Origin of the sequence: Vibrio ostreicida (genome assembly GCF_013074385.2) — a bacterium.
Taxonomy (GTDB): domain Bacteria; phylum Pseudomonadota; class Gammaproteobacteria; order Enterobacterales; family Vibrionaceae; genus Vibrio; species Vibrio ostreicida.
On sequence record NZ_JABEYA020000006.1, the window covers coordinates 42785 to 63837 of the forward strand.

Annotated in this window: 23 protein-coding genes; 9 read left to right on the top strand and 14 right to left on the bottom strand. The window is 48.7% G+C overall.

The window, feature by feature from the left end; genetic code table 11:
- The first annotated feature begins 157 nt into the window (after nucleotides 1-157).
- The 7 genes from HLM86_RS10455 (at nucleotide 158) to yddG (ending at nucleotide 5563) form a co-directional block, all read left to right on the top strand.
- A complete protein-coding gene (locus tag HLM86_RS10455; protein ID WP_076589173.1) occupies nucleotides 158-607 on the top strand; it encodes an Lrp/AsnC family transcriptional regulator in 450 nt (149 codons plus the stop codon).
- On the top strand, nucleotides 594-1517 hold the full coding sequence (locus HLM86_RS10460) for a LysR family transcriptional regulator (protein WP_076589172.1): 924 nt from the start codon (nucleotides 594-596) through the stop codon (nucleotides 1515-1517). The genes HLM86_RS10455 and HLM86_RS10460 overlap by 14 nt, the downstream gene beginning before the upstream one ends.
- Before the next feature lie 88 nt (nucleotides 1518-1605).
- Entirely contained in the window at nucleotides 1606-2220 is a 615-nt protein-coding gene (locus HLM86_RS10465) for a LysE family translocator (protein ID WP_076589171.1), read from the top strand.
- Nucleotides 2221-2289: 69 nt separating this feature from the next.
- Nucleotides 2290-3264, top strand: a complete 975-nt coding sequence (locus HLM86_RS10470) for a Gfo/Idh/MocA family protein (RefSeq protein ID WP_170882776.1) — start codon at nucleotides 2290-2292, stop codon at nucleotides 3262-3264.
- A 227-nt stretch (nucleotides 3265-3491) separates the two neighbouring features.
- Nucleotides 3492-3926: a TlpA family protein disulfide reductase gene (locus HLM86_RS10475; RefSeq protein ID WP_143678225.1), complete on the top strand. Its 435-nt coding sequence runs from the start codon at nucleotides 3492-3494 to the stop codon at nucleotides 3924-3926.
- A 120-nt stretch (nucleotides 3927-4046) separates the two neighbouring features.
- Entirely contained in the window at nucleotides 4047-4607 is a 561-nt protein-coding gene (locus tag HLM86_RS10480) for a sugar O-acetyltransferase (RefSeq protein ID WP_076589169.1), read from the top strand.
- Between the two features lie 35 nt (nucleotides 4608-4642).
- On the top strand, nucleotides 4643-5563 hold the full coding sequence (gene yddG / locus HLM86_RS10485) for an aromatic amino acid DMT transporter YddG (protein ID WP_170882777.1): 921 nt from the start codon (nucleotides 4643-4645) through the stop codon (nucleotides 5561-5563).
- A gap of 5 nt (nucleotides 5564-5568) precedes the next feature.
- Here the strand turns inward: yddG and HLM86_RS10490 are convergent, their stop codons facing one another.
- The 7 genes from HLM86_RS10490 to HLM86_RS10520 all read right to left on the bottom strand — a co-directional run bounded on the left by HLM86_RS10490 (nucleotide 5569) and on the right by HLM86_RS10520 (nucleotide 13171).
- Nucleotides 5569-6051 carry a L,D-transpeptidase family protein gene (locus tag HLM86_RS10490; RefSeq protein WP_076589168.1) on the bottom strand — a complete coding sequence of 161 codons (483 nt, stop codon included), beginning with the start codon at nucleotides 6049-6051 and terminating at the stop codon, nucleotides 5569-5571.
- Nucleotides 6052-6365: 314 nt separating this feature from the next.
- The gene (locus tag HLM86_RS10495; protein ID WP_254868792.1) at nucleotides 6366-8009 is read right to left on the bottom strand and encodes a BatD family protein; all 1644 of its coding nucleotides are present in this window, start codon (nucleotides 8007-8009) and stop codon (nucleotides 6366-6368) included.
- Complete coding sequence (locus HLM86_RS10500; RefSeq protein ID WP_171831443.1) at nucleotides 8009-9856, bottom strand: VWA domain-containing protein; 1848 nt, start codon at nucleotides 9854-9856, stop codon at nucleotides 8009-8011. Before HLM86_RS10500 ends, HLM86_RS10495 begins: the two co-directional genes overlap by 1 nt.
- On the bottom strand, nucleotides 9849-10817 hold the full coding sequence (locus tag HLM86_RS10505; RefSeq protein WP_076589166.1) for a vWA domain-containing protein: 969 nt from the start codon (nucleotides 10815-10817) through the stop codon (nucleotides 9849-9851). The genes HLM86_RS10500 and HLM86_RS10505 overlap by 8 nt, the downstream gene beginning before the upstream one ends.
- Nucleotides 10810-11280, bottom strand: coding sequence for a DUF4381 domain-containing protein (locus HLM86_RS10510; protein ID WP_390226143.1), 471 nt, complete (start codon nucleotides 11278-11280; stop codon nucleotides 10810-10812). The genes HLM86_RS10505 and HLM86_RS10510 overlap by 8 nt, the downstream gene beginning before the upstream one ends.
- Nucleotides 11280-12206: a DUF58 domain-containing protein gene (locus tag HLM86_RS10515; RefSeq protein ID WP_076589164.1), complete on the bottom strand. Its 927-nt coding sequence runs from the start codon at nucleotides 12204-12206 to the stop codon at nucleotides 11280-11282. Before HLM86_RS10515 ends, HLM86_RS10510 begins: the two co-directional genes overlap by 1 nt.
- 8 nt (nucleotides 12207-12214) lie before the next feature.
- Complete coding sequence (locus HLM86_RS10520) at nucleotides 12215-13171, bottom strand: AAA family ATPase (protein ID WP_170882781.1); 957 nt, start codon at nucleotides 13169-13171, stop codon at nucleotides 12215-12217.
- A 348-nt stretch (nucleotides 13172-13519) separates the two neighbouring features.
- On the opposite strand from HLM86_RS10520, the gene HLM86_RS10525 reads away from it, so the two are divergent.
- A complete protein-coding gene (locus tag HLM86_RS10525) occupies nucleotides 13520-15436 on the top strand; it encodes a methyl-accepting chemotaxis protein (RefSeq protein ID WP_076589162.1) in 1917 nt (638 codons plus the stop codon).
- Nucleotides 15437-15519: 83 nt separating this feature from the next.
- Nucleotides 15520-15720: a restriction endonuclease subunit S domain-containing protein gene (locus tag HLM86_RS10530; protein WP_076589161.1), complete on the top strand. Its 201-nt coding sequence runs from the start codon at nucleotides 15520-15522 to the stop codon at nucleotides 15718-15720.
- A gap of 113 nt (nucleotides 15721-15833) precedes the next feature.
- Here HLM86_RS10530 and HLM86_RS10535 read toward each other — a convergent pair whose 3' ends face one another.
- From HLM86_RS10535 to HLM86_RS10565, 7 genes are all read right to left on the bottom strand, one after another.
- The gene (locus tag HLM86_RS10535; RefSeq protein ID WP_170882782.1) at nucleotides 15834-16871 is read right to left on the bottom strand and encodes a DUF3427 domain-containing protein; all 1038 of its coding nucleotides are present in this window, start codon (nucleotides 16869-16871) and stop codon (nucleotides 15834-15836) included.
- 473 nt (nucleotides 16872-17344) lie between these two features.
- Nucleotides 17345-17641, bottom strand: coding sequence for a hypothetical protein (locus HLM86_RS10540; RefSeq protein ID WP_170882783.1), 297 nt, complete (start codon nucleotides 17639-17641; stop codon nucleotides 17345-17347).
- 314 nt (nucleotides 17642-17955) lie between these two features.
- The gene (locus HLM86_RS10545) at nucleotides 17956-18576 is read right to left on the bottom strand and encodes a LysE family translocator (RefSeq protein ID WP_076589158.1); all 621 of its coding nucleotides are present in this window, start codon (nucleotides 18574-18576) and stop codon (nucleotides 17956-17958) included.
- A 261-nt stretch (nucleotides 18577-18837) separates the two neighbouring features.
- Entirely contained in the window at nucleotides 18838-19419 is a 582-nt protein-coding gene (locus HLM86_RS10550) for a hypothetical protein (RefSeq protein ID WP_076589157.1), read from the bottom strand.
- 216 nt (nucleotides 19420-19635) lie between these two features.
- Nucleotides 19636-20094 (bottom strand): hypothetical protein, encoded by a 459-nt coding sequence (locus HLM86_RS10555; RefSeq protein ID WP_245798203.1) that lies wholly within the window; start codon nucleotides 20092-20094, stop codon nucleotides 19636-19638.
- Nucleotides 20095-20389: 295 nt separating this feature from the next.
- Nucleotides 20390-20695: a hypothetical protein gene (locus HLM86_RS10560; protein WP_170882784.1), complete on the bottom strand. Its 306-nt coding sequence runs from the start codon at nucleotides 20693-20695 to the stop codon at nucleotides 20390-20392.
- A 1-nt stretch (nucleotide 20696) separates the two neighbouring features.
- Nucleotides 20697-21053 carry a hypothetical protein gene (locus tag HLM86_RS10565; protein WP_170882785.1) on the bottom strand — a complete coding sequence of 119 codons (357 nt, stop codon included), beginning with the start codon at nucleotides 21051-21053 and terminating at the stop codon, nucleotides 20697-20699.

Sequence of the window (21053 nt, forward strand, 5' to 3'; positions counted from 1 at the left end):
CATTTCTTCCGAGGCAGTAAGCAGATCGTCACTATTGCCCGTCAATGTGACGGAATTCAATGATTGTTTTTGTCATTACGTGCCCTTTCTTCCGCAGGGATTTTGTGTCACATTACATAAAATCAACAGGATAAGTTGAGGTATGACAGGAAGTAATATGGATAAGTTTGACCAACAGATACTCAGCATTTTAAAACAGCACGCTCGGGCTTCGATCAGCGATATTGCTCGGCAAGTGAATTTGTCACGCTCGGCGGTCACCGCAAGGATCCAAAGGTTAGAAACGGATAAAGTCATCTTAGGGTATCATGCTAATGTGCCGCACGAAGAAGGGGAGGTAATCCAAGCCTATATCGCCCTTAAGTTTGATACCTCGGCGACCACACAATATTGCGAATCCTACGCCAGCCAAATTTATCAGATTGACGGGGTCAAGTGGTGCCATGCGATCAGTGGAGAAACCGATATGATGTTGTTTGTGGAAGCCCAGAGTATGACTCAACTCAATGCGATCCGCGATCAACTTCAATTATTGCCAGATCTTCGTCATCTAATGACTCATACTGTACTGAGCGAATTTTTTAATACCCGTTATGCCTATTCATGATATCAACCTCAATCTACTGCGTTCGCTTCAAGTATTGCTTGAAGAATGTCACGTCAGTCGGGCGGCGCAGCGACTGAACCTTACTCAGTCGGCGGTCAGCCGTCAGCTCGCTCAATTGCGTCAATTGTGTGAGGATCCCTTGCTGGTTCGTGAGGGCAACACACTGGTTCCCACGCCAAGAGCGTTAGCGATGCAGACGACACTCAACCGTTTGCTGGGAGAGTTTACTCAGTTGCTCAGGGATAAGCCGTTTGATCCGCAGACATGGCAGCAGGAATTTGTCCTCTCCTCAAGTGATTATGTCGCGCAGTACATTGTGCCCGATGTCGTGGCGGTAATGATCGAACAAGCGCCTAACGTCAACCTAGCCTATCGCTTGTGGCAGCCTGCCTTTATGCAAGGGCTGGGTGAAAGTGGTATCCACCTCGCCTCGACCATGCAAGCGGACCAACCCGCCCACCTCTCCAGTGTCGAAATTGGTCAGGATACCTCGGTGTGCCTAATGCGTCAGGGGCACCCCTTAGGCACTCAAACCGCCATCAGTGTCGATGATCTCGTCGCCTATCCGCATCTCAAAGTCACCGGTGGGGGCGACAAAGACTCTGGCACGGATACCGCATTAAAAGCGCAAGGGTATTCGCGCCGCATCGCGCTAAAAGTGCCGTTCTTCTCCGCGGCGGTCAAGGCGCTCGTGTCCAGTGACTATTTGATGGTGGTGCCGCAACACATCGCGCGGAACTTGTCCGACGATCACCCCCTTCTCTATCGCCCACTTCCTTTTGATACACAAGCCCATCGATACTGGTTAATCTGGCATCCCAAGTACGATCAGGACAAAGCTCATCAATGGATGCGACAGAAAGTCTTGAACGCCATGCAAACCTCGACCTATTCCATTGGTATGATTTAAAATCATAACCTCTATAATTAACTTTGATTTCAATTCATTTTTTAATTGCGTTAGCGTAGTGGTATTCAATGATTACTCAGGATAAACAATGACACTCACCATCTGGTTCTCTCTATTGACCATCTGTATTCTTGGGGCGATGTCGCCCGGACCGAGCCTTGCTATGGTCGCCAAGCACAGCTTAGCCGGCGGTCGTATTAATGGGTTGGCGGCCGCTTGGGCCCATGCGATTGGGATTGGCATATACGCCTTTATTACCTTGATTGGCCTTGCGGTGGTACTGCAACAGTCGCCACTATTGTTTCGTTCCATGAGTTATGCTGGAGCGGCGTACTTAGCGTATCTGGGGTTCAATGCCCTGCGTTCAAAAGGCGGTGTCGCGGCGAAACTTGAGGCTGGCGAAGACACCTCGGCATGGCAATCCGCAAGAGAAGGTTTTCTGATCTCAATACTCAGTCCGAAAATCGCCCTCTTTTTTATCGCCTTATTCAGCCAGTTTGTCGCGGTGGGTGATAGCCTGACGGCTAAAGCACTGATCGTCATGACGCCACTGCTGATTGATGGCCTCTGGTACACGCTGATCACCTTCCTACTTTCTAGCCCGCGTCTGCTCGATCGTATTCGCGCACAAGCACAACTGATTGACAGACTGTCCGGTGCCGTGTTGATATTGTTGGCCGTACGCGTCGTGATGACCGTCTGAGGTAGCCAACCCCGAGACACACGACGATAAGGAGCCATGGCTCCTTTTGTCATAATAGGAGACGGAATAATGATGAGACTTGCCGTTGTCGGGACCAATTGGATCACCGACCAGTTTATTGATGCCGCCCAGAGAACCCAACAGTATGTGTTGGCTGGCGTTTATTCCCGCTCAATCGAGAAAGCGCAAGAGTTTGCACAAAAATACGCCTCACCAATCTTGTTTGATGATTTGGCCGAATTGGCGACGTCATCCGAGATTGACGTGGTGTACATTGCCAGCCCCAATTCATTGCATGCGCCTCAGGCGATTACCTTGCTTGAAGCGGGTAAACATGTCATCTGCGAAAAACCGCTGGCGGCCAATGAGCGCTTAGCCAAACAGATGTACCAAACCGCCGTTGACCATGGTGTGATCTTATTTGAAGCATTTATGTCTCCGTATACCCCTAACTTCCAGCGTCTCAAGCAAGAAATTGCCACCCTAGGGCCAATAAGGAAAGCCTTGATCAGCTATTGTCAATTCTCTTCTCGTTACCCCAGATACTTGGCCGGAGAGTTACCCAACACCTTTAACCCAGCGTTTGCCAATGGTTCGATCATGGATATTGGCTACTACTGCTTAGGCTCAGCGGTGGAATTATTTGGTGAGCCGTTGTCAGTCAATGCCCACGCCCAGATGTTGCCAAGCGGAGTCGACGGCAGTGGCAGCGTCATTTTAGGCTACGAAGGCTTTGAAGTGGTGTTGCAGCACTCTAAAACCAGCGATTCCTTTTTACCCAGTGAAATTCAAGGGGAACAAGGGGCCCTGCAAATGGAGATGATTGCTACGGGTAAAGGCCTGAGCAAACACACCAAACAAGATGGGCGTATTGACCTCAGTGTTGAACAAGACCCGAACCCAATGGTTTACGAAGCTCTGGAATTTGCCCGTCAGTTTGAACATCAAGAAATCAATCAGGCAGCCATGCAGCGTTCATTGGTGGTGGCAAAATTACTGACCGAGATCCGCCGTCAGACCGGAGTGACTTTTGCGAGTGATTGAGCCTTTGTCACTGACTCGTTTTTTGCCCTCTTCTGAATAAGCGACGGTGGCCTGAGTGATGACAAGGGCCACCTAGCCGAGTCAGAAACCTAGCCAACCCGCATTTTTATGTGTTTTGGCAGGGTAAAGGGCGGTATCGTGACAACCGTGTCTTCGTGTCAGTGCGGGCGAGTCCGCGTTACTGAGCAAGGCGTTATGTACTTTTTAGGATAAACAAAGTGGTCGCTATGGCAGAGAAACAACCGTTACACCAAGGACATGTACACAAAGAGCAACCGTTCGATCGTGCTCTACAAATCGTTGAGCCTGAGGAGGTCAATCGACGCATTGCCGCAGGGGAGACTTTGGTTGTCAATATTGTCACCGCATGGTGCCCAGACTGCACGCAAAGACAGCAACCGCATATTGAAGGTTTCGCCCAACAACTGAACGCGCATAATATTGCCGTGTTTCAGGTCAATGTGCAGCAGACCAAAAATGCGTTTATCAGTACCGCCCATGAGGCACTGACCGAGTTATTCGGCGGGCGAGGTTACCCGCGCACCGTCTTGATCCAACAGGGCGTGGTCACGGACAAAGATAATGTTGAAATTATCACTCAAGAGGGCTTATCAGCGTTGTCTGCCACCTTTATTCAGTCGATACAAGCCGCAGCCCCTTAAAAAATCGGGCCTTGTGCCCGGTTTTTCATAGCCGCGTCAAATTTGGGTAGAAATCTTCTTTTTCCCAAACGCCATTCACGATAAGTTGTCTTTTTATTCAATTACTTATTGGGCAATACGATGACAGAATTTGATAGGATGGTGCAAGGTCAGGTATTTGGTGATGCCGATGGCACGATCAAAATGGCCAGAGACAAAGCGATGCAAACGGTCCACCAATTGAACGCGACCTTATGTGAGCACGAGCGCAGCGAGCTATTTCGACGCTTCCTGCACAGTTTTGGTTCAGGCAGCAAAATACTGCCGCCTTTTTATTGCGAGTTTGGCCAAACGTTGTCGATTGGCCACAACACCCTGATCAATATGAACGCCACGCTATTGGACGGCGGAAAAATTACCATTGGTGATCATGTTCTGATCGGCCCTAATTGCCAGTTCTATACGGCGGGCCATTCGCTGGACTATCGTCAGCGTCGTCAGTGGGAGACAACCTGCTTACCGATTTGCATTGAAGACGATGTCTGGATTGGCGGCAGTGTGGTCATTAATCAAGGCGTGACCATCGGAGCGAGAAGTGTGATCGCGGCGAATTCTGTGGTGATAAGAGATGTGCCGCCTGACTGCCTTTACGGCGGGACGCCAGCAACCTTAATCCGACATTTGACAGACAAAGACACTTAACGATAGGTTAACCGTTTATATCGAGAGCATAAAAGATGATGAAACAACATAGATTTACTTTGTGCGGTGTACTCGCTATTTTGCTGTGGAGCAGCATGACCGGACTGGCCCGTACGGTGACTGAATTTCTTGGTCCCATTGGTGGGGCGGCGTCCATCTATACCGTGGCATCGCTCTTTTTGGTCGTGATCATGGGGCGGCCGAAACTGTCGAGCTACTCATGGCGCTACGTTGTGATCGGCGGTGGTTTGTTTGTCGCCTACGAGATTTGTCTCGTCTTGGCCTTGGCACTGGCCAACTCACGGGCGCAGGCGGTCGAAATGTTGGTGATCAACTACCTGTGGCCAGCGCTGACGGTCCTGATGGCGGTCAGCCTCAGTCCGAAGAAAACTCATATTCTGGTCTATCCGGCGATTGCACTGGCGTTCTTTGGGGTCACTTGGTGTATTACCGGTGATCAGGAATTCTCCTTTGCTCAGATTGCGGCCAACGTGGCCACTAACCCGCTCACCTATACGATGGCGTTTGTCGGTGCATTCTTGTGGGCCTTATACTGCAACCTGACCAAACGCATTGCCAATGGGCAAAATCCGATCATCTTATTTTTCATTATGACGGCAGTCACTCTTTGGATTCATTACGCCTTGAGTGATGAAGGTGCGCTAACCATCAACCTAGAATCTGGGGGATTGTTGTTGCTCACTGGCATCGTGATGGGTAGTGGGTATGCCCTGTGGAACTACGCCATCATCGGCGGCAACATGGTTTTGCTGGCGACGCTTTCCTACTTTACTCCAGTGTTGGCCACCGTGATCTCTTCACTGATCCTCGGTTTGGTCCTCACCGAAACCTTTTTACAAGGTGTGGTGTTAGTGACGTTAGGATCGCTGTTGTGCTGGTGGGTCACTCGGGAAAAAAAATCTGAGGCCACTCGCTCGCAGGCGTATCAAAACTGAGTCAATCACCAATGGATATCGATGGGCGTACCGGGTTTGACTAAACGCAGCAATTCATCCATTTCCTGATTGGTGATGGCGATACACCCGTTTGTCCAGTCAAAACTTTGTACAAACGCGGCGGGGCGCCATTCACCATTTTTCAGCCCATGGATTTTGATGTTACCGCCTGGGTTGACGTGCAACCGTGCGGCATAGGCGATATCGGCAGCGTTGGGATAACTGATGTGGATGGAGCGGTAGAACTCCGAGTCGTCGAGGATAAAATCAAGATAGTAGCGCCCTTCTGGCGTGCGTTGATCGCCTTGCTGAACCTTATGCCCTTTGGGTTGTTGACCTAACGCGATACGAAATTGCCTGACGATTTGGTGATCGTCGATCAGATACATACGCCGTGTCGATTTATCGACCTGAATTAAGTCGATGTCGGCCAGCGCGGTGGTGGCGAAAAGTAGGGTCGATAGCGTGATCATAATCCGTGGTATCATGGCTCGCTCACTGCGCGCTGAATGGACGGCTCAGCGTAACCGGTAGCGGCGAGGCTACCTTGTGCTTTTGTGTCTCTATTGCGTGGAGATGGAAAAAATATCCTGCTCCGTAAACCCAACATTCTTGAGTGCCGCAACCGCCTCATCACGATCAGTTGCGTCCACCTCGAACGACGTCATCTGTGATCCATCGAAATAGAGGATCACATAATGAGAACTGGGAACTGGCTCTTCGATGGCCGACATCATTCCTCCAGCTATTCATCTTCACCAATGAATAAGGACCTCATAATGCCTTGCTCATGGCCACCCGATTACAGGGTGGCGAGTGTCCCTGCTTGCTGACGATCTGAGCGCGGCATTTTGTCCACTTCACTCATCAGTTTAAGCAGAGTTGATGGGTTCCATCCAGTTTCTGTCTGAGAAAAACCTGACTTTTGCATCTTCTCAAGTTCTGCTTCTATTTCAGCGCGTCGTTGCGGGCAACACTGAGTGGCTTCTTGCAGCCAGAGGCCAGCGTAGTGCTGCGCTTTGAAATAGTCCTTATTTTTAAGCGCTTGTTGCAATGCCGCGCTGGCTGAGTTGAGCTCGATCACAGGTGCATCATCGGCTGGGGCCGCCGACGAGCGACTCCGCAGCAGTAAAACACAGGTCACCAGCCAAAGTATGGCAAACAGCGCCGTCAGATAAGGCCACAGGCCACTGTCTTGCACCGTGATGGTTTCGACTTCGGCGGGTAGGGCTGCGGGGCTGACTGGAACCGGCGTATTGACACTGTCACCGGGCGCGACCTCAAGCGAAAGACCAGCCACTTGCGCGGTGCGTTGTTGCCTATTTTGGCTATCCCACCAATTAAGGCGAATCTCTGGCAGCGCCATCTCACCGGTTTTCTGAGGGATCAAGACTTGCTTGAGGGTCATGCGAGTCACGCCATTATCCAACTCAGTGAACTGAGGCTTCTCATCGTAGACGCGGATCGATTTCGGATAATCGATTTTGATGTTGGGAAAACGATCCGAGGTGAGGCCAGCAATGTCCAAGACCACGTGACGAGTGATTGAATCGCCAACATTGGCTTGGGAAGGAAGGCTAGGGTCGATGGTTTCGCCTCCCGCGGCGGTCCAGCTTTGCTCAAGGGACAGCTGAGACGTGGGCAACCACACGCCAGTATACCCCTCAGGTTTTGCTTCTACGTCAAAAACGAAGGATTTCGCGGGAGTATCGACGGACACCAGTTTCGTTGTGCCCGTGCGATCATTGCCTAAAATCATCGATCCCTTAAAAGCGGAGCCAGTAAGGGTATAGCGACCGGCTTTCTCGGCGGTGATGCGATAAGTCTGCTCCAACACCGTGACCTCAACGCCCCCAAGGACACTCTGATATTGATTGGGTTCACCGATTTGAGCGATGCTCATTCCCTCCACTTTGGGCGGAACGACCTGAGGGTTTTGCAACCGTCTTGGATCTGCCTTGATGATCAGCCGCGTACGCAAGGACGCGCTTTCATTGGGGTACAGCGACGTTTTGTCTATGGTACTGCGCAGTTCAACCAGATCTGAGATGTTAGGTTCGTTTTTATCCATGGTGACCTGAATCGCAATGGGCTTCGAGCTTGCACCGTTGACCGTGAACGCGGGGATCCGAGCCACGCCCAGCGTTTGGGCCGTCAGAGTGAGGTTCCATTCACTGCGCGTGCTGCGCTTGCCATTGACAATGTTGATCGAAGAGCCAAAACTGGGTCGACTGACATAAAAGTCCTGATCGAGGATACTGAAATCGATATCGTCTGAAGAGACTTTCTCATCGACCACTACTCTGAGCTGGAACACTTCATTTTTGACCACTTTGTTTTTGCTGACGGTCGCCCACACAGTGGTGGCGGACGCGATTGGGCTGAACAAGGACAAAGTCAGCGCCATTAAGCTAATAATAAATGTCATCACGTGTCGGTTCATCATTACCAGTTCTTACCTGTGTCTTTCGGTGGTTGTTTCTGTTGGGCCTGCAACATCATTTGGGCACGAAGCAGCCGGCTTGGATCACGAGCATTTTCCACTTGTTCGAGTTTGCGCAATTCCGGTTCGACCTCTTCGAGGTTCTGAGAATCGGCTTGGGCAGAGGACGGTGGTGACTCGTCTTGTGGTTTGGCCCCGTCTGACTCGTCAGGCTGGGGCGACGGCTCTGGCTCGCTGGGGGAAGCCGGTTTGTTGGATGGGTCGGGCTTTTGCGCCGGTTCCTGCGATTGCTCTGACTCTGACTCGGATTCCGAAGGCGTTGCCTGATTATCGGATTGAGCATCATCTTGCTCAGATTGAGACGATTGGGGTTGCGCTTCGCTCTGGCTGTCGTCAGACTTTTGTTGCTGTTGCTGTTGCTGTTGCTGTTGCTGTTGCTGTTGCTGTTGCTGTTGCTGTTGCTGTTGCTGTTGCTGTTGCTGTTGCTGTTGCTGTTGCTGTTGCTGTTGCTGTTGCTGTTGCTGCTGTTTTACGATCTCAAGGTTGTCTTTGGCATCCTGATGATCGGGATCGAGTTTTAGCACCGCTTCGTAAAGGTTGATCGCTTGGTCAAACGCTTTATTTTGCGCATAAGCATTGGCCAAATTGTACTGGCCATCGAGTGATGTCTCCCCCTTGAGCGATTCAATCGCCGCTGGGAAATTGCCGGCCTGATAGTGAGCGATACCTTGCCAGACTTTGTCGCTAAACATCTCGGCGGCTTGCTGATACTCGCCCGCGTCATAGAGCTTTTTGGCCTGCTGATCCGCGTTAAGAAAGGGAGACGCCATCACTGGCTCGGGCTGCATTAGCGGTAGGGTGGCCAACATGAGAGTCAACAGAAAACCACGGCGGAATGTCAGCAATGCTACCATCCCAAGCAGTGGGACCAAAAAGATCCCGATGTTGACTCTATTCGCTAATTGTTGGGATGCGGCGCTTCGAGTGGTGCTTTCAACCTCGGCGGTGCGCCTAACGAGGGCATCGACGTCATCGCTATTGAGCTGAATGGCTGTAAAAAAGCCGTCATGGCTGCGCGACAAACGGCGCATATTACTAAAGTTAGATTTGGCGACGACGGTTTGGCCGCTGCCCGTTTTGAGCAGCGAGCCGTCACTGAGATGTATCGGCGCGCCAGCGCGAGTTCCCACACCAAGAATAGACAGCCGCCAGCGACTGCCGCTCAGCAACTCTTCAATGCCCTGAGTTTCATCATCATCGAGATCATCGGTAAACAGCAAGATCTCTCCCGTCGACAAGCCGGTGTTTTTCATCATCTCGATAGCCAGTGCGACACCTTTGACGGCATCTGCACCGGGGTAGGGCATTAACTCTGGGGTCAGGTTTGGCAACAAATTTAAAATGGTGGCGGTGTCGGAGGTCATTGGGCTGACGGTATAGGCATCGCCCGCGTAGGCGACCAAACCCGTCGTGCCTTCGGTCATCTGGTCAAGTAAATCACTGGCTTTGTACTTGGCTTGAGTCAGACGATTGGGCTTGATGTCGGTCGCATACATTGACATCGACATGTCCATCACCACGACCCGTCCGCTGTTATTGGTAAAACTCGGCAGTTCGGTATGCGTGGAAAAGCTTGGCCCCGCAATGGCGATGATCGCCACCAGTCCGCTGACGCCAACCACGCCTGATAAGACCTCGCGAGAGGTCTTGTCACGAATGCCCATCGCCTTAGCCAAATGCGGCGCAATTAATGTCCGGCTACGATGGCGAGTATTAAACCACAACAAAAAAAGGCACAGCGGTATCACGGCAAAAAAACTCTCAGGGTAGAGGAAGCTGAAATCAAACATGATTCCTCCTAACAATTAAAAGCATAAAAATACTGATGAGGGCGATGGCCAGCGGCACGCCAAACCAGTCTTGCTGGGGGCGCCACGTCTGGGTGGCCTGACTGACTGGCTCAAGCTGGTTAATGGTGTCATAGATGGTCGCCAACTCCTGACTGTTGCGGGCACGGAAATATTGCCCTCCCGTCATCTTGGCGATGGCGATCAAGGTTTTTTCGTCGAGGTCTTCCGCCGTATTAACCTTACGTGACATAAAAAACTCTTTGACCATCATCTCGCCGGCACCGACACCGACCGTGTAAATGATGGCGTTGTACTTTTTGGCAATCTTCGCGGCTTCGAGCGGGTCGAGTACTCCCGCGGTATTGGTGCCGTCACTGAGCAGAATCATCACCCGCTGAGGCGCATCACTGTCGATAAACGTCTTAGTGGCGAGGCCAATCCCTTCACCAATCGCGGTACGAGTGCCGACTAAACGTAACACCACCTGCTTAAGCTGTGCTTCTACCGTTTTTCGGTCGAGCGTCAGCGGCGTTTGCAAATAGGCGTGATCGGCAAACAGCACCAGTCCGAGTCGATCACCACGGCGTTGAGAGATAAAATCCGATAACACCTGCTTGACCGCGCTGAGCCTGTCGATATAGTCACCGTTGAATTGCATGTCTTCTCTTCTCATTGAATCCGACAAGTCAACCACCAGCATGAGATCACGGTGTTTGGGTTGGACCGTCACCGGATCACCATACCAGACTGGGCGGGCAAACGCCGCGATGAGGCTGACCCACATCAGCGCCGCTAAGCTTTTAGCCAGCAAGTTTTTAGGTGCCGTACCCACCGTAGATTGAGGGAGGGACGGTAAATACACCGGTGATGATTGCTTGGCAGCGGGTAACACGAAATACATCAGTATCGGTAGGGGAAGAAGCCAAAACGCCCACCACCATACAAATTCGATATTAGCCAACTCTGGCTCTCCTTCTTTTTGGCGGAAGCGCTTCATTGACCCATTTTGAGCAGTGACCGACCAATTCAGAGGAATTGCTGACCGGTTGCTTTGAGTACAAAGCCTCTTCCCACAGTTCATAGTTATCAAGGAACAAAGGGGATTTGACCTGAGTATCAAGAAAGGCATACCAGTCTTTACCGGTCAACTGGGCCACTTCTTCTCTCGGGTAATAACAAAGGGTTACTTGGCGCACCAGTTCAATCGCTTCTGCTGGCTGATTACCCGCCTCAATCAGCTTGAGGGCGGTTTTCTTGGGGGCCAGACGCTTCTTGTTCCAGCGATAGAGCCAAACCACCAGCAACACACTAAACACAATTGCGCCCGCGGTCGCCCACCATCCCCAAGCGAGGGGAAACCACGACGGGACTGCCGGCAAATGCATCGGATTCAGTGACAAAAATAACGCTTTGTTCTCATTGATCATTGATTACGTCCAGATAATTGTTGTAATAGTGATTCCTCGGTTGAGAGACAGCTAAAACTCAAACCATGACTGTTCGATAAGTCTTTGAGCTGTTGTTGCTTAAGCTCAAACAACGACCTCATTTGGTCGCGATTTTTACGAGATGAAAAGTCCATCCACAGTGTTTGACGTCGGTCAGAGACTTGTTCAACGCCGCGATAATGAGTGATCCCAGCTTCCAGCGGATCTGATAGATGGATCAGCCTGACCCGATTATGGACCCCAAGCCGAGTTAACTGCGGGGTATCCTGATCAGTAAGGCGCAGAAAATCACTGATGATCACCACTTCGCTGCCTTTCGGGCACAGCCGATTGAGGGCTTGCAACCCGACTGACATATCAGAAGCCGACGATTGGACCGACGTTGCCAGCCCTGACTGGTGCTGTTTCACCAAATGTTGCATCAGTGCCAACGGACCATGATTACGGCTCGTGGGTTTAAGCTCGGTTAACCCAAGCCCGTTATCAATGATCGCGCCGACTCGATCGCCCTGCGCGACCGATAGCCAAGCCACTAAGCTGGCCATATGTGACGCCAACACCGACTTAAACATCAGCTGTGAGCCAAACATCATACTGGCGCTCAGATCAACATAGACCACGATGGGCTTTTCGCGTTCTTCGCTGAACAGCTTAGTATGAGGTTTGCCCGTACGCGCGGTGACACGCCAATCAATACTGCGGACATCATCACCAGGCTGATACTGACGCACTTCGGCAAAATCCATACCCCGACCAAGTTGACGGCTTTGATGCTGGCCTAACATTTGGGACCACAGACTCTTGGCTGGTGGCAACCATTTGACCGCCTGCTGTTTGTAGTACAGCAGCTCATCTAGATTGAGGCTGACGCCATCCGCATGGGGGGACAGTTGTTTCTCCATCGACAAACCTACGCGCTGCCGACCAGAGACAACAGACGATTCACCACCTGATTGGCGCTGATGCCCTCTGCCTGAGCCTGATAACTGAGCAAAATGCGGTGTCTAAGCACGGGGAAAGCCATCGCTTGCACGTCTTCCGGAGAAACGTAGTCGCGGCCCGATAACCACGCGTGAGCGCGTGAGCAGCGGTCCAGAGCGATAGTGGCCCGCGGGCTGACACCCAGTTCAATCCAATTGGCGAGTGTGCTGTCGTATTGAGCCGGTTGCCTCGTAGCCATCACCAGACGAATAACATAACTCTCGACGCCTTCGGCCATATGGATATTGAGCACCTCCTGACGCGCCGAGAAAATCGCTTGCTGCGACAGCCGCGGCGGTGGGGTTTTATCCTCGCCTTTGGCTTCGCCACGGTTAAGACGAAGAATGTCGAGTTCGCTTTCTGCATCGGGGTAATCCACATTGAGGTGCAGCAAAAAACGGTCGAGCTGCGCCTCAGGCAAGGGGTAAGTGCCTTCTTGTTCAATTGGGTTTTGCGTTGCCATCACCAGAAACAACTCTGGTAAAGGGTAAGTGTTGCGCCCAGCGGTAATTTGTTTTTCAGCCATCGCCTCAAGCATGGCTGCCTGAACCTTGGCGGGGGCACGGTTGATTTCATCGGCGAGCAAGAGAGAGTTAAAAATCGGCCCAGCCTGAAAAGTGAATTCCCCAGTTTCAGGGCGGAAAATATCCGTACCGGTTAAATCTGCGGGCAGCAGATCTGGGGTAAACTGAATACGATGAAAATCCCCTTCAATGCAATCGGCCAAAGATTTAACCGCCCGTGTTTTGGCCAGCCCCGGAGGCCCCTCGACTAAGATATGTCCATCAGCGAGCAGCGCGACCAACAACTGTTTAACCAGTGCCTGTTGACCAACAATCTGGCTGTCTAGGTAGCCTTGTAATTGATGAAATGATTGGGCGTTCATGGGTGTCTATCTCCTGACTTTTTCACTGAATGAATGGTTGGCGAAAAAGTTCATTCATTTACGGCGGCTGATTGCCTAAATAATGCGCAATGCAGCACTGTAATATAAGTACTATAATTCAGATGCTTACAATATGTGGATTAGGGTGCAAGATGCAAGTGTTGAATATCGAAAAATTGGTTTGCAATTGTGTATGCAAATGATGAATTATTCAGTAAAGAAATATAACCTACGTCCGATATAATGAGTTGAGTTGAGGCTGAACGGAGCTTGGTAAGAATTTTCGCCGTTGCTCTCACCATAATTTAACAATCCAAACAATGATTTAGCGCTAAAAAGGCCACTTTAATGATAAAACGAAACGCAATGAGTATTAAGCAAAAGGTTGTTGCGGGTATTACTTTTGCTGTCCTTGCTTCGACCATAATTGTCGGGGTGATGGCACAGAGACAAGCACGAGAGCTGCTTGAACATCGCCTTGTTGGTATTGAATTACCCTCCATGTTGGAGCAGATCAAAAGTCAAATAGACTTTGATGTGATTCAACTGCTGCGCGCGGCGGCGCAGGTCGCCAACAGCGAATTCATTAAGGAAGCGATCAGCAACCCTGACATGGACCCGGCCTTAGAAACCAAATTGATCAAAGAATTGAACAATGTTCGCCAGCAATATGGTCTCAATGATGCCTCCGTTGCTAACCGAAATACCGCGCATTACTGGAACCAAAACGGCTTCTTACGCCAATTGAACCCGCAGCAAGACGGTTGGTTCTTTGGGTTTACCCAATCGGGCAAAGAAACCATGGTCAGCATGTTTCAGGAATCCAGTGGTGAAGTGAAAATGTTCGCCAATTTCCAGTTCCTCAACGGGTCTAGTATGTCGGGCATGTCTAAGTCGATGAACGATATGGTCCGTCTACTGAATGGCTTCCAGATAGAAGACACGGGTTTTGTCTTTTTGGCTGACGCTTCAGGGCAGGTACAAATCCACCGTCAGCAAAGTAAAGCGAGCTCGACATTGTCTCAGCTTTACGGCAGTGAAGCCTCATCACTGTTAAACAAATCAGGCTTCAACTTGATAGAAACCCAGTCCGATGGCAAGCAAGTGTTTGTCTCAAGCCTGTATATTCCTTCCATGGATTGGTTTGTGATTGGCGTCGCGCCCGTTCAAGAAGTGTTCGCTGATTTGGACCGCGTTGCCACGCAAATGATGATCACCACCGTTGTGGTCGCGGGCTTGTTTATCCTTATGGGACTCTTTTTAGCCAACAGCATTACCCGACCAATCAAATCACTGGCGGCGCGCTTTACCGACTTAGGGCGTGGTGACGGCGATTTATCGCAACGCATTGAAGTCACTAGTGGCGACGAAATTGGCCAATTGTCAGAAGGGTTCAACGGATTTATCGAGAAAATTCATCAATCGATGAAAGAAGTGGCCTCGACCAGTGGTGCATTGCAGAGCGCCTCCGACAGCGTGTCGCACAAAGCCAACACCACGCGCGATAACAGCCACATCCAACGTGATCAAACCCTGCAAGTGGTGGCGGCGATCAACCAGATGGGCGCCACCATCAGTGAAATTGCTTCCAATGCGGCCACCGCTGCTGAGACCGCCAACCAAGCCTCTAGCAACAGCGAAGAAGGTCAAAGCGTGGTCAACAAAGCCAAAGACGCGATCAGCCGCTTAGCGACCGACATCGAAAACACCAGCCAAGTGGTGGGGCAACTGGCGTCGACCACACAGGAAATTGGTTCCATCCTCGATGTGATCCGCGATATCTCAGAGCAAACCAACCTGCTTGCACTTAACGCTGCGATTGAAGCGGCGCGGGCTGGAGAGCAAGGGCGTGGCTTTGCTGTGGTGGCGGATGAAGTGCGTAAGCTCGCCAGCCGCACCGCCGACTCGACCGAAGAAATCCAGAAAATGATCAACCAACTGCAAAGTGATGCCAAAGACGCCGTGACCGCCATGGAAGCGGGAAAAACCATGACGTCTGAAGGGGTGTCATCGTCGGATGAAGCCGTGGACGTCTTGGTCAGTATCTCGGACCGCATTCATGACATCTCGGACCGCAACACTCAGGTCGCGACTGCGACGGAAGAGCAGTCCACCGTGGTGCACACCATCAACCAAAACATTGAAGAAATCAACGCCGTCAATGAAGTGACCACCAGCACGGCGGAAGAACTGGCGTCAGCGAGTTCAGATCTGAAAGCCTTGTCTGAGCGCCTTGATCGCATGGTGGGGAGCTTCAAGCTGTAAGCGAGAGACTAGAATACGTGGGGTCAAGTGGTGACACTGAGCCCCGTTTGTGATGATACGTTTTGAAGGGACGGTAACTACCCATGAGTGATTTTGAAAAAGATCTTGAGCAGATGACGCAGGACGCCAGTGAGACACCGGAAGTGGCATTGCCTTCACTCGAAGAGCAAAAAGCCATTGCGGCAGAGCTTAAACGACTCGACGCAGCGGGTGAATTGACGCCAGAAGTGATGGAGCAGTACTTTGGTAAATTTTACAGCGACAGCGACCAGCCAGTGCATTAACGGCCACCTGAGCTTTTCCTGCTGAGCCTGTCTGGGTGAACACACTGCCCAATAAAAAGCCGCCCTTGGCGGCTTTTTTGTCGGTATTGATCCCAAGGTAACGCCCTTGGGGGTTATTCTTTACGTAGGCTGGCTTTATACACGGTCGGGACTAAATCAACGTGTGTGTCGACGGCGCCATTAAGCCTATAGAAATTGACCGTTTCCAATGACTTGTTCATGCTATAAACGCGATAAACCCAATATTGATCCCCGTATGCTTGAGACATCTTCACTTCATTTCGAGAGATAAAGAAAGCCGTCCCTTTCGACTTGTTGGTCGTTTTTACCTCGATGTATTTTTCCTTACCCTCTTTATCGAAAGAGAGAATGTCATAGCCCGCATCTGAATCTTTTAAGGCAATATGCTCTATTTTTTCGGCTAAGTCCTGCCTATTCTCACTCAGTAAATATTGCTTCTCAAAACCCAAGACCAGCCTTTCACCCGCGAGCCCTAGGTTTCTATTGTTTTCATCAATCTCTGCCCAATTAGGCTGGTTTTGTTGACTTTTTCTTTTAGTGCTGGTCGCAGGGGGGGGCTTTTTAGCCTTCGGTTTTGGTGTCTCAAGTAACACGGAAGCTGAGGTATTAATCAACGCCTCATGACTTGCCCGCCAAACATATAACGCATTCAGTTGTGGGGACGGCTCAGCTTGAAAATCAATCACATCATAGGTTACTTCTACTGGGATTTCTTTACTGTCTGTCAGGTAGCTGTAGTCTTTGCAACGCAGGCGACCAACGTAAATAAACGCTTGAGTGCGGCCTTTAATTTTTTCATGGACACGGGCAAATAAGAGCACGGGTTTATGCTGGATAATCATCTGCATATGCGGAGTTGTAGGAGTGTTGAGGTTTTGTGATTCCCACGTAAACATCCGCCCGTGGAGAGCAAAAGAGTCTTGGTATTGATACGCGCTTTGCTTGTTTTCTTTGTTGAGGGTCACGAACAGAACCACACAGTTACTAAAACGCGTGATTCCGGTGATATCTCTTGCTTGTTTTGGAGGGGCGACATGGCCAAGTGCCATGGCATCAAGTTTTGAATAGTGGTGTCCAACAACAAAACTTGAGTACTCAAATGTTTCGTTTTTCCGCTTAATCTCTGCCATTAATACTGCCTAGCTTTGTTATCGTTTCAAACGCAAATACACGTTATCGCTTTTTCTTGGGCGCTAAAGGGGGGAGGGTGAATCTTAGATTCATATTCATTTTATGTTAATAACTGGAAAGATATCACCAAAAATAATTTTAAAAAACACTTCATATTCAATTTTAAGTGATCTTAATCATCCTTGAGCAAGATCGTACTTCGAGGCTGGCGTGAGGCGCGGGTTCAGTAGGTTAGGGGATTATTTTAGAAGGGTAGTAACGTCTTAGGGCACTCAATTAAGTTCGGTTGAGTTGTTAACACCGCTCTATTTCACTCATTTTGGGGAGGGCATGGCGCTCTTTGAAAGTGAAATGTGCAATACTAAGAAAGAACTTGCTCCTAACTGTGACTTTATGGGAAGTGTTGATAAAACAATGGAATATACTAGGAATAGGTGGGCAGAAAAGCGCCGGTCCCCATTCACCTTGCTTTTTAAAATAATTCAGCGTCTAAGCGAAGTTTATTATCAAGCTCTTCCCTAGAATCAAAAACATCAGTTTTTGGGTAGGGTTTTTTCTCCGCTTTCCCAGACCAAGTTAAATGAACGATAAAATAACGGTCTTTAGAAGACAGCAATACATCATCGCAATCGTCGCGTTTTGCTAACAACTCGAAATTAAGTTTATTTAAAACATGCCCGCAACCGATTTCACGATCAAGTTCTGCACCTACCGCAGTACGATAACTATTAGGATAATTTGCAATATCGTTCCAAGGCTCGATATACATAGCTTCCCCTAGAAAATAACGCTCTGTTAAGTGGCGACCAACAAACCACAAACACCCAACTTAACCAGAGTTCACATTGCTGGACGTTGGCAGTCCGTCTTGATCAGTGTGTTATACACAGACCAATAGTGGATTGCTGAGGCCATAAAATTTTTTTCGAACAATACCTACTGTGACTTTACCATCCGTTAATTGGGGAAGATCTGTTACGCTCAATTGGGGGGCTCTTCAGAGACGAGCGTACTCGCACAACCGTACATAACAATATTAAGCGCTTGGGTATCATAGAATATTTCAACTGTGGTCCCTGTCGCTTATTGTCTCAACGTTGAGGTAGCTAAGCCAGCACTTAAAAGCAAACTACCACTCAGTTTATTGAATATTTTTTGGCCTTTTTCTGATGAGATATACCCTCTAATTTTGCCGCCAAAGAAAGCATAGAAACTCACGCTACAAAATGAAGTAAAAATGAAGGTTATCGATAAGATCCACATCTGCGTCCAAACATTCGATGATTCTGGATTGATAAATAATGGGAAGAATGCCATAAAAAAGATCAACCCTTTAGGGTTTAAGGCGGTCACTAGTAGCGAGTCTCGATAAACTTTCCATGATCTACCTGCTGGCTCAAATTGTATTTCTTTCGTCACCACTGGACTTAGCCACGCTTTAACACCTAAATAAATAAGATATCCCGCTCCAAGCCATTTCATTACATTAAAGGCCAATGAAGAGGTGGCTAAAATTGCCCCGACGCCCAAAAGGGAGAAAGTGAGCGCAATAACATCACCTGAAATGACGCCCAAAATCATGGGAAGAACCGATTTACGACCATAAGACAAACTTTGTCCTATGACCAGAAAGACAGTTGGCCCCGGAGACAAGACCAATGCCAGTGACGCTAATACAAAAGATATCCATACCTCAATACTCATTGTTTCCACCTTAAACTTAACGTTGCACTAAGGTGTGAGCAACGCTACCAAACGTAAACCTCGAACAGTTGACTGGGTCTGAATTCGCATTTAGCAAGCAAAAAGCAACTGACGAGCACTAAAAAGTAACAATATTGACTAAAACGCACTTCCAGAAACGCTGCAATGACATTGCTGATATATTAAATGCACGGCCACGCCATCGGCTTGGGTATAGAATACCCACGGAGTCTGTTCCTGCGTATCTGTATACGTTTATGACTAGTTAAGAACTCGTTCTGTGTTACCTTGCTCTTTATGATAGTAGGTAACTTCTTCAATCTTTTGCTTTGATTCTTCTTCGCTCAACACTTCTTGTTCAACTAACCATTTAAATTTATTGATTTCACTGGCTAGCTCATTCTCCATATTAATATCTGCATACCACGCTAAAAGTTGCTCTTTACGGCGACTCATTAAGGCATCGACTATTGTATCATGTTGTTTGTCCTGAATGATGAAGAGGTTGACGTCTTCAGTTTTATACACTGAGTACGTAATTTTTGATAACATAGCCCAAATTAAACAAGCACTACCTATGAAGAACCACATTGGATCAAAATACAGTGCTTGATGTGTAAAACTGCCATAGGCACTTTGAAAAATACCAATCCCAATCCAAAGAACGCCTACATTCCTTAGCCATTCATTTTGCTCAATGCGTTCAGAACGTTTTTTAGACAAGTCACCGTAATAAAGATCGACATCACTTTTACCTGAGGCTCCTTCACAAGCGTAATTCAACCTGTCTTGTCCGAAACTAAACGTCACTTTATTTTTGCCTTTTTTTTGTACAATTTCCATTTCAATACCTTACATCTTAGCTGTTGTTTAATTAGACCAACGGCTATACCACCAAGTCAATATTAATCAGGGGAATGGATGGTTAACCCCAATCAAACGTTGTGTTAAGGTGTTGAGCACGCAATACCGATGCTTCCGCCATCACCTTAACCACTTAAAACCCACGCATAGTCACAATTTCACGCGTGCTGAGTCACTCTTGAACAATGGGTTATGTTACCTAGTCAGTACACCCATCATCCGATTTTTTCTTTTCCAAAGGTAGGCCCCTATGAAGTAAATCACCATATTACCTACGGCAAGTATTATATTTTCAACTGAATACAAATGCCCAACCAAAAAAGAGCCAAGTGCTGAATTAATTAATGACAATATAGCTACATTTCTATATTCATGGATTTCAGACACCTTTGCACAAAAATATCCGGCATAACAGGAAACGAGACTTATTAGAAAGAAGCCAGAAAGGTATAAAGGTGACATAAGATCCATACCCGTCAACGTTTCGAGCACTTGTGTTTCATTTAAACCATTGTTCATTAGCTGAAGTGTATACAAAAATATACATGCCATGAATAGGACGGCGGAGCCTATGATGTCGATTAAGAATGCGAGAGTAATTGCTTTAACGGCATGCCCTTTTTTATTCGTTATTTTTTTCAGTTCGAGTTCCATATTAGTATCTTTAGTTAATATCATAAGACAGAGGTATGCATGGTAACATAAAGCTCCATTGAGTGAATGGGATGTAGTGGCATAGTGCATTTTGTTGGGGTAATTAAGCGTTTAACTTACTCAACTTACTGGCAACGTACTGAACTTACTGGCGAATTTACTGAGGCGAATTTACTGGGGCGAATTTACTGGGACAGGCACCGTTCTGAGTAGGGTGTGTCCTCGTTATTTTATGTAGTCTAAGGGGGCGAAAGCCCGCCTGTTTGGTGCTTATTCTGGACTAAAAGCCTCCCCATTAATGCCATAGGCCCGAAGGAATATTCCTTGGGTCTCTCGGCAGCTTTCTAAGCCCCGCCTCACTTTTCAGGTACATCTTTTTAAAGTGCTCGCGTCTGGCTCCCCAAGCTGGCATTTTGCTTAGCAAAGAGACGGCGCTTTGCATCTCTTGTGACTCAAACGCGTATCCTTTAGCCAATAGCTCTTCAAGGATCGGGTACAAGTCTCGATACGCGTGGTCTGCGGCACTTTTGTTAGAAATCTGATCTTTCATTTTGAGGAGCAAGGTCGCTAAGGGACCGCCTTGGCTCAACTCTTTTATCATGCTAGTTGCGCTCATTTATAACCTTTACGATGAATAAATTAAGGAGTAACTGGATAGAAAACATAGTCCAGTAATCAGGTGGTAGCGTTTGGTCTCGATAGATGTAGGCTGGGTATACAGCTTCGAGCACTGTTATGGCAATGAACAAGAACGAGTAATATTTAATGAACGTAGGACTAAAAATCGACGCATCACGCCACTTTGCAAATAGTGCTACTATTGCGATGTAGGCCGTTAACGTAGAGACAAAAGTGATAGCCTGCTCTACTTCATAGCCATAGGTGTTCGAAGCGTTTAGAAAAGCTGAGCCTAGCATCAAGATAGAGAGCGGCACTACGAACTTAAGCTTATTAATCAC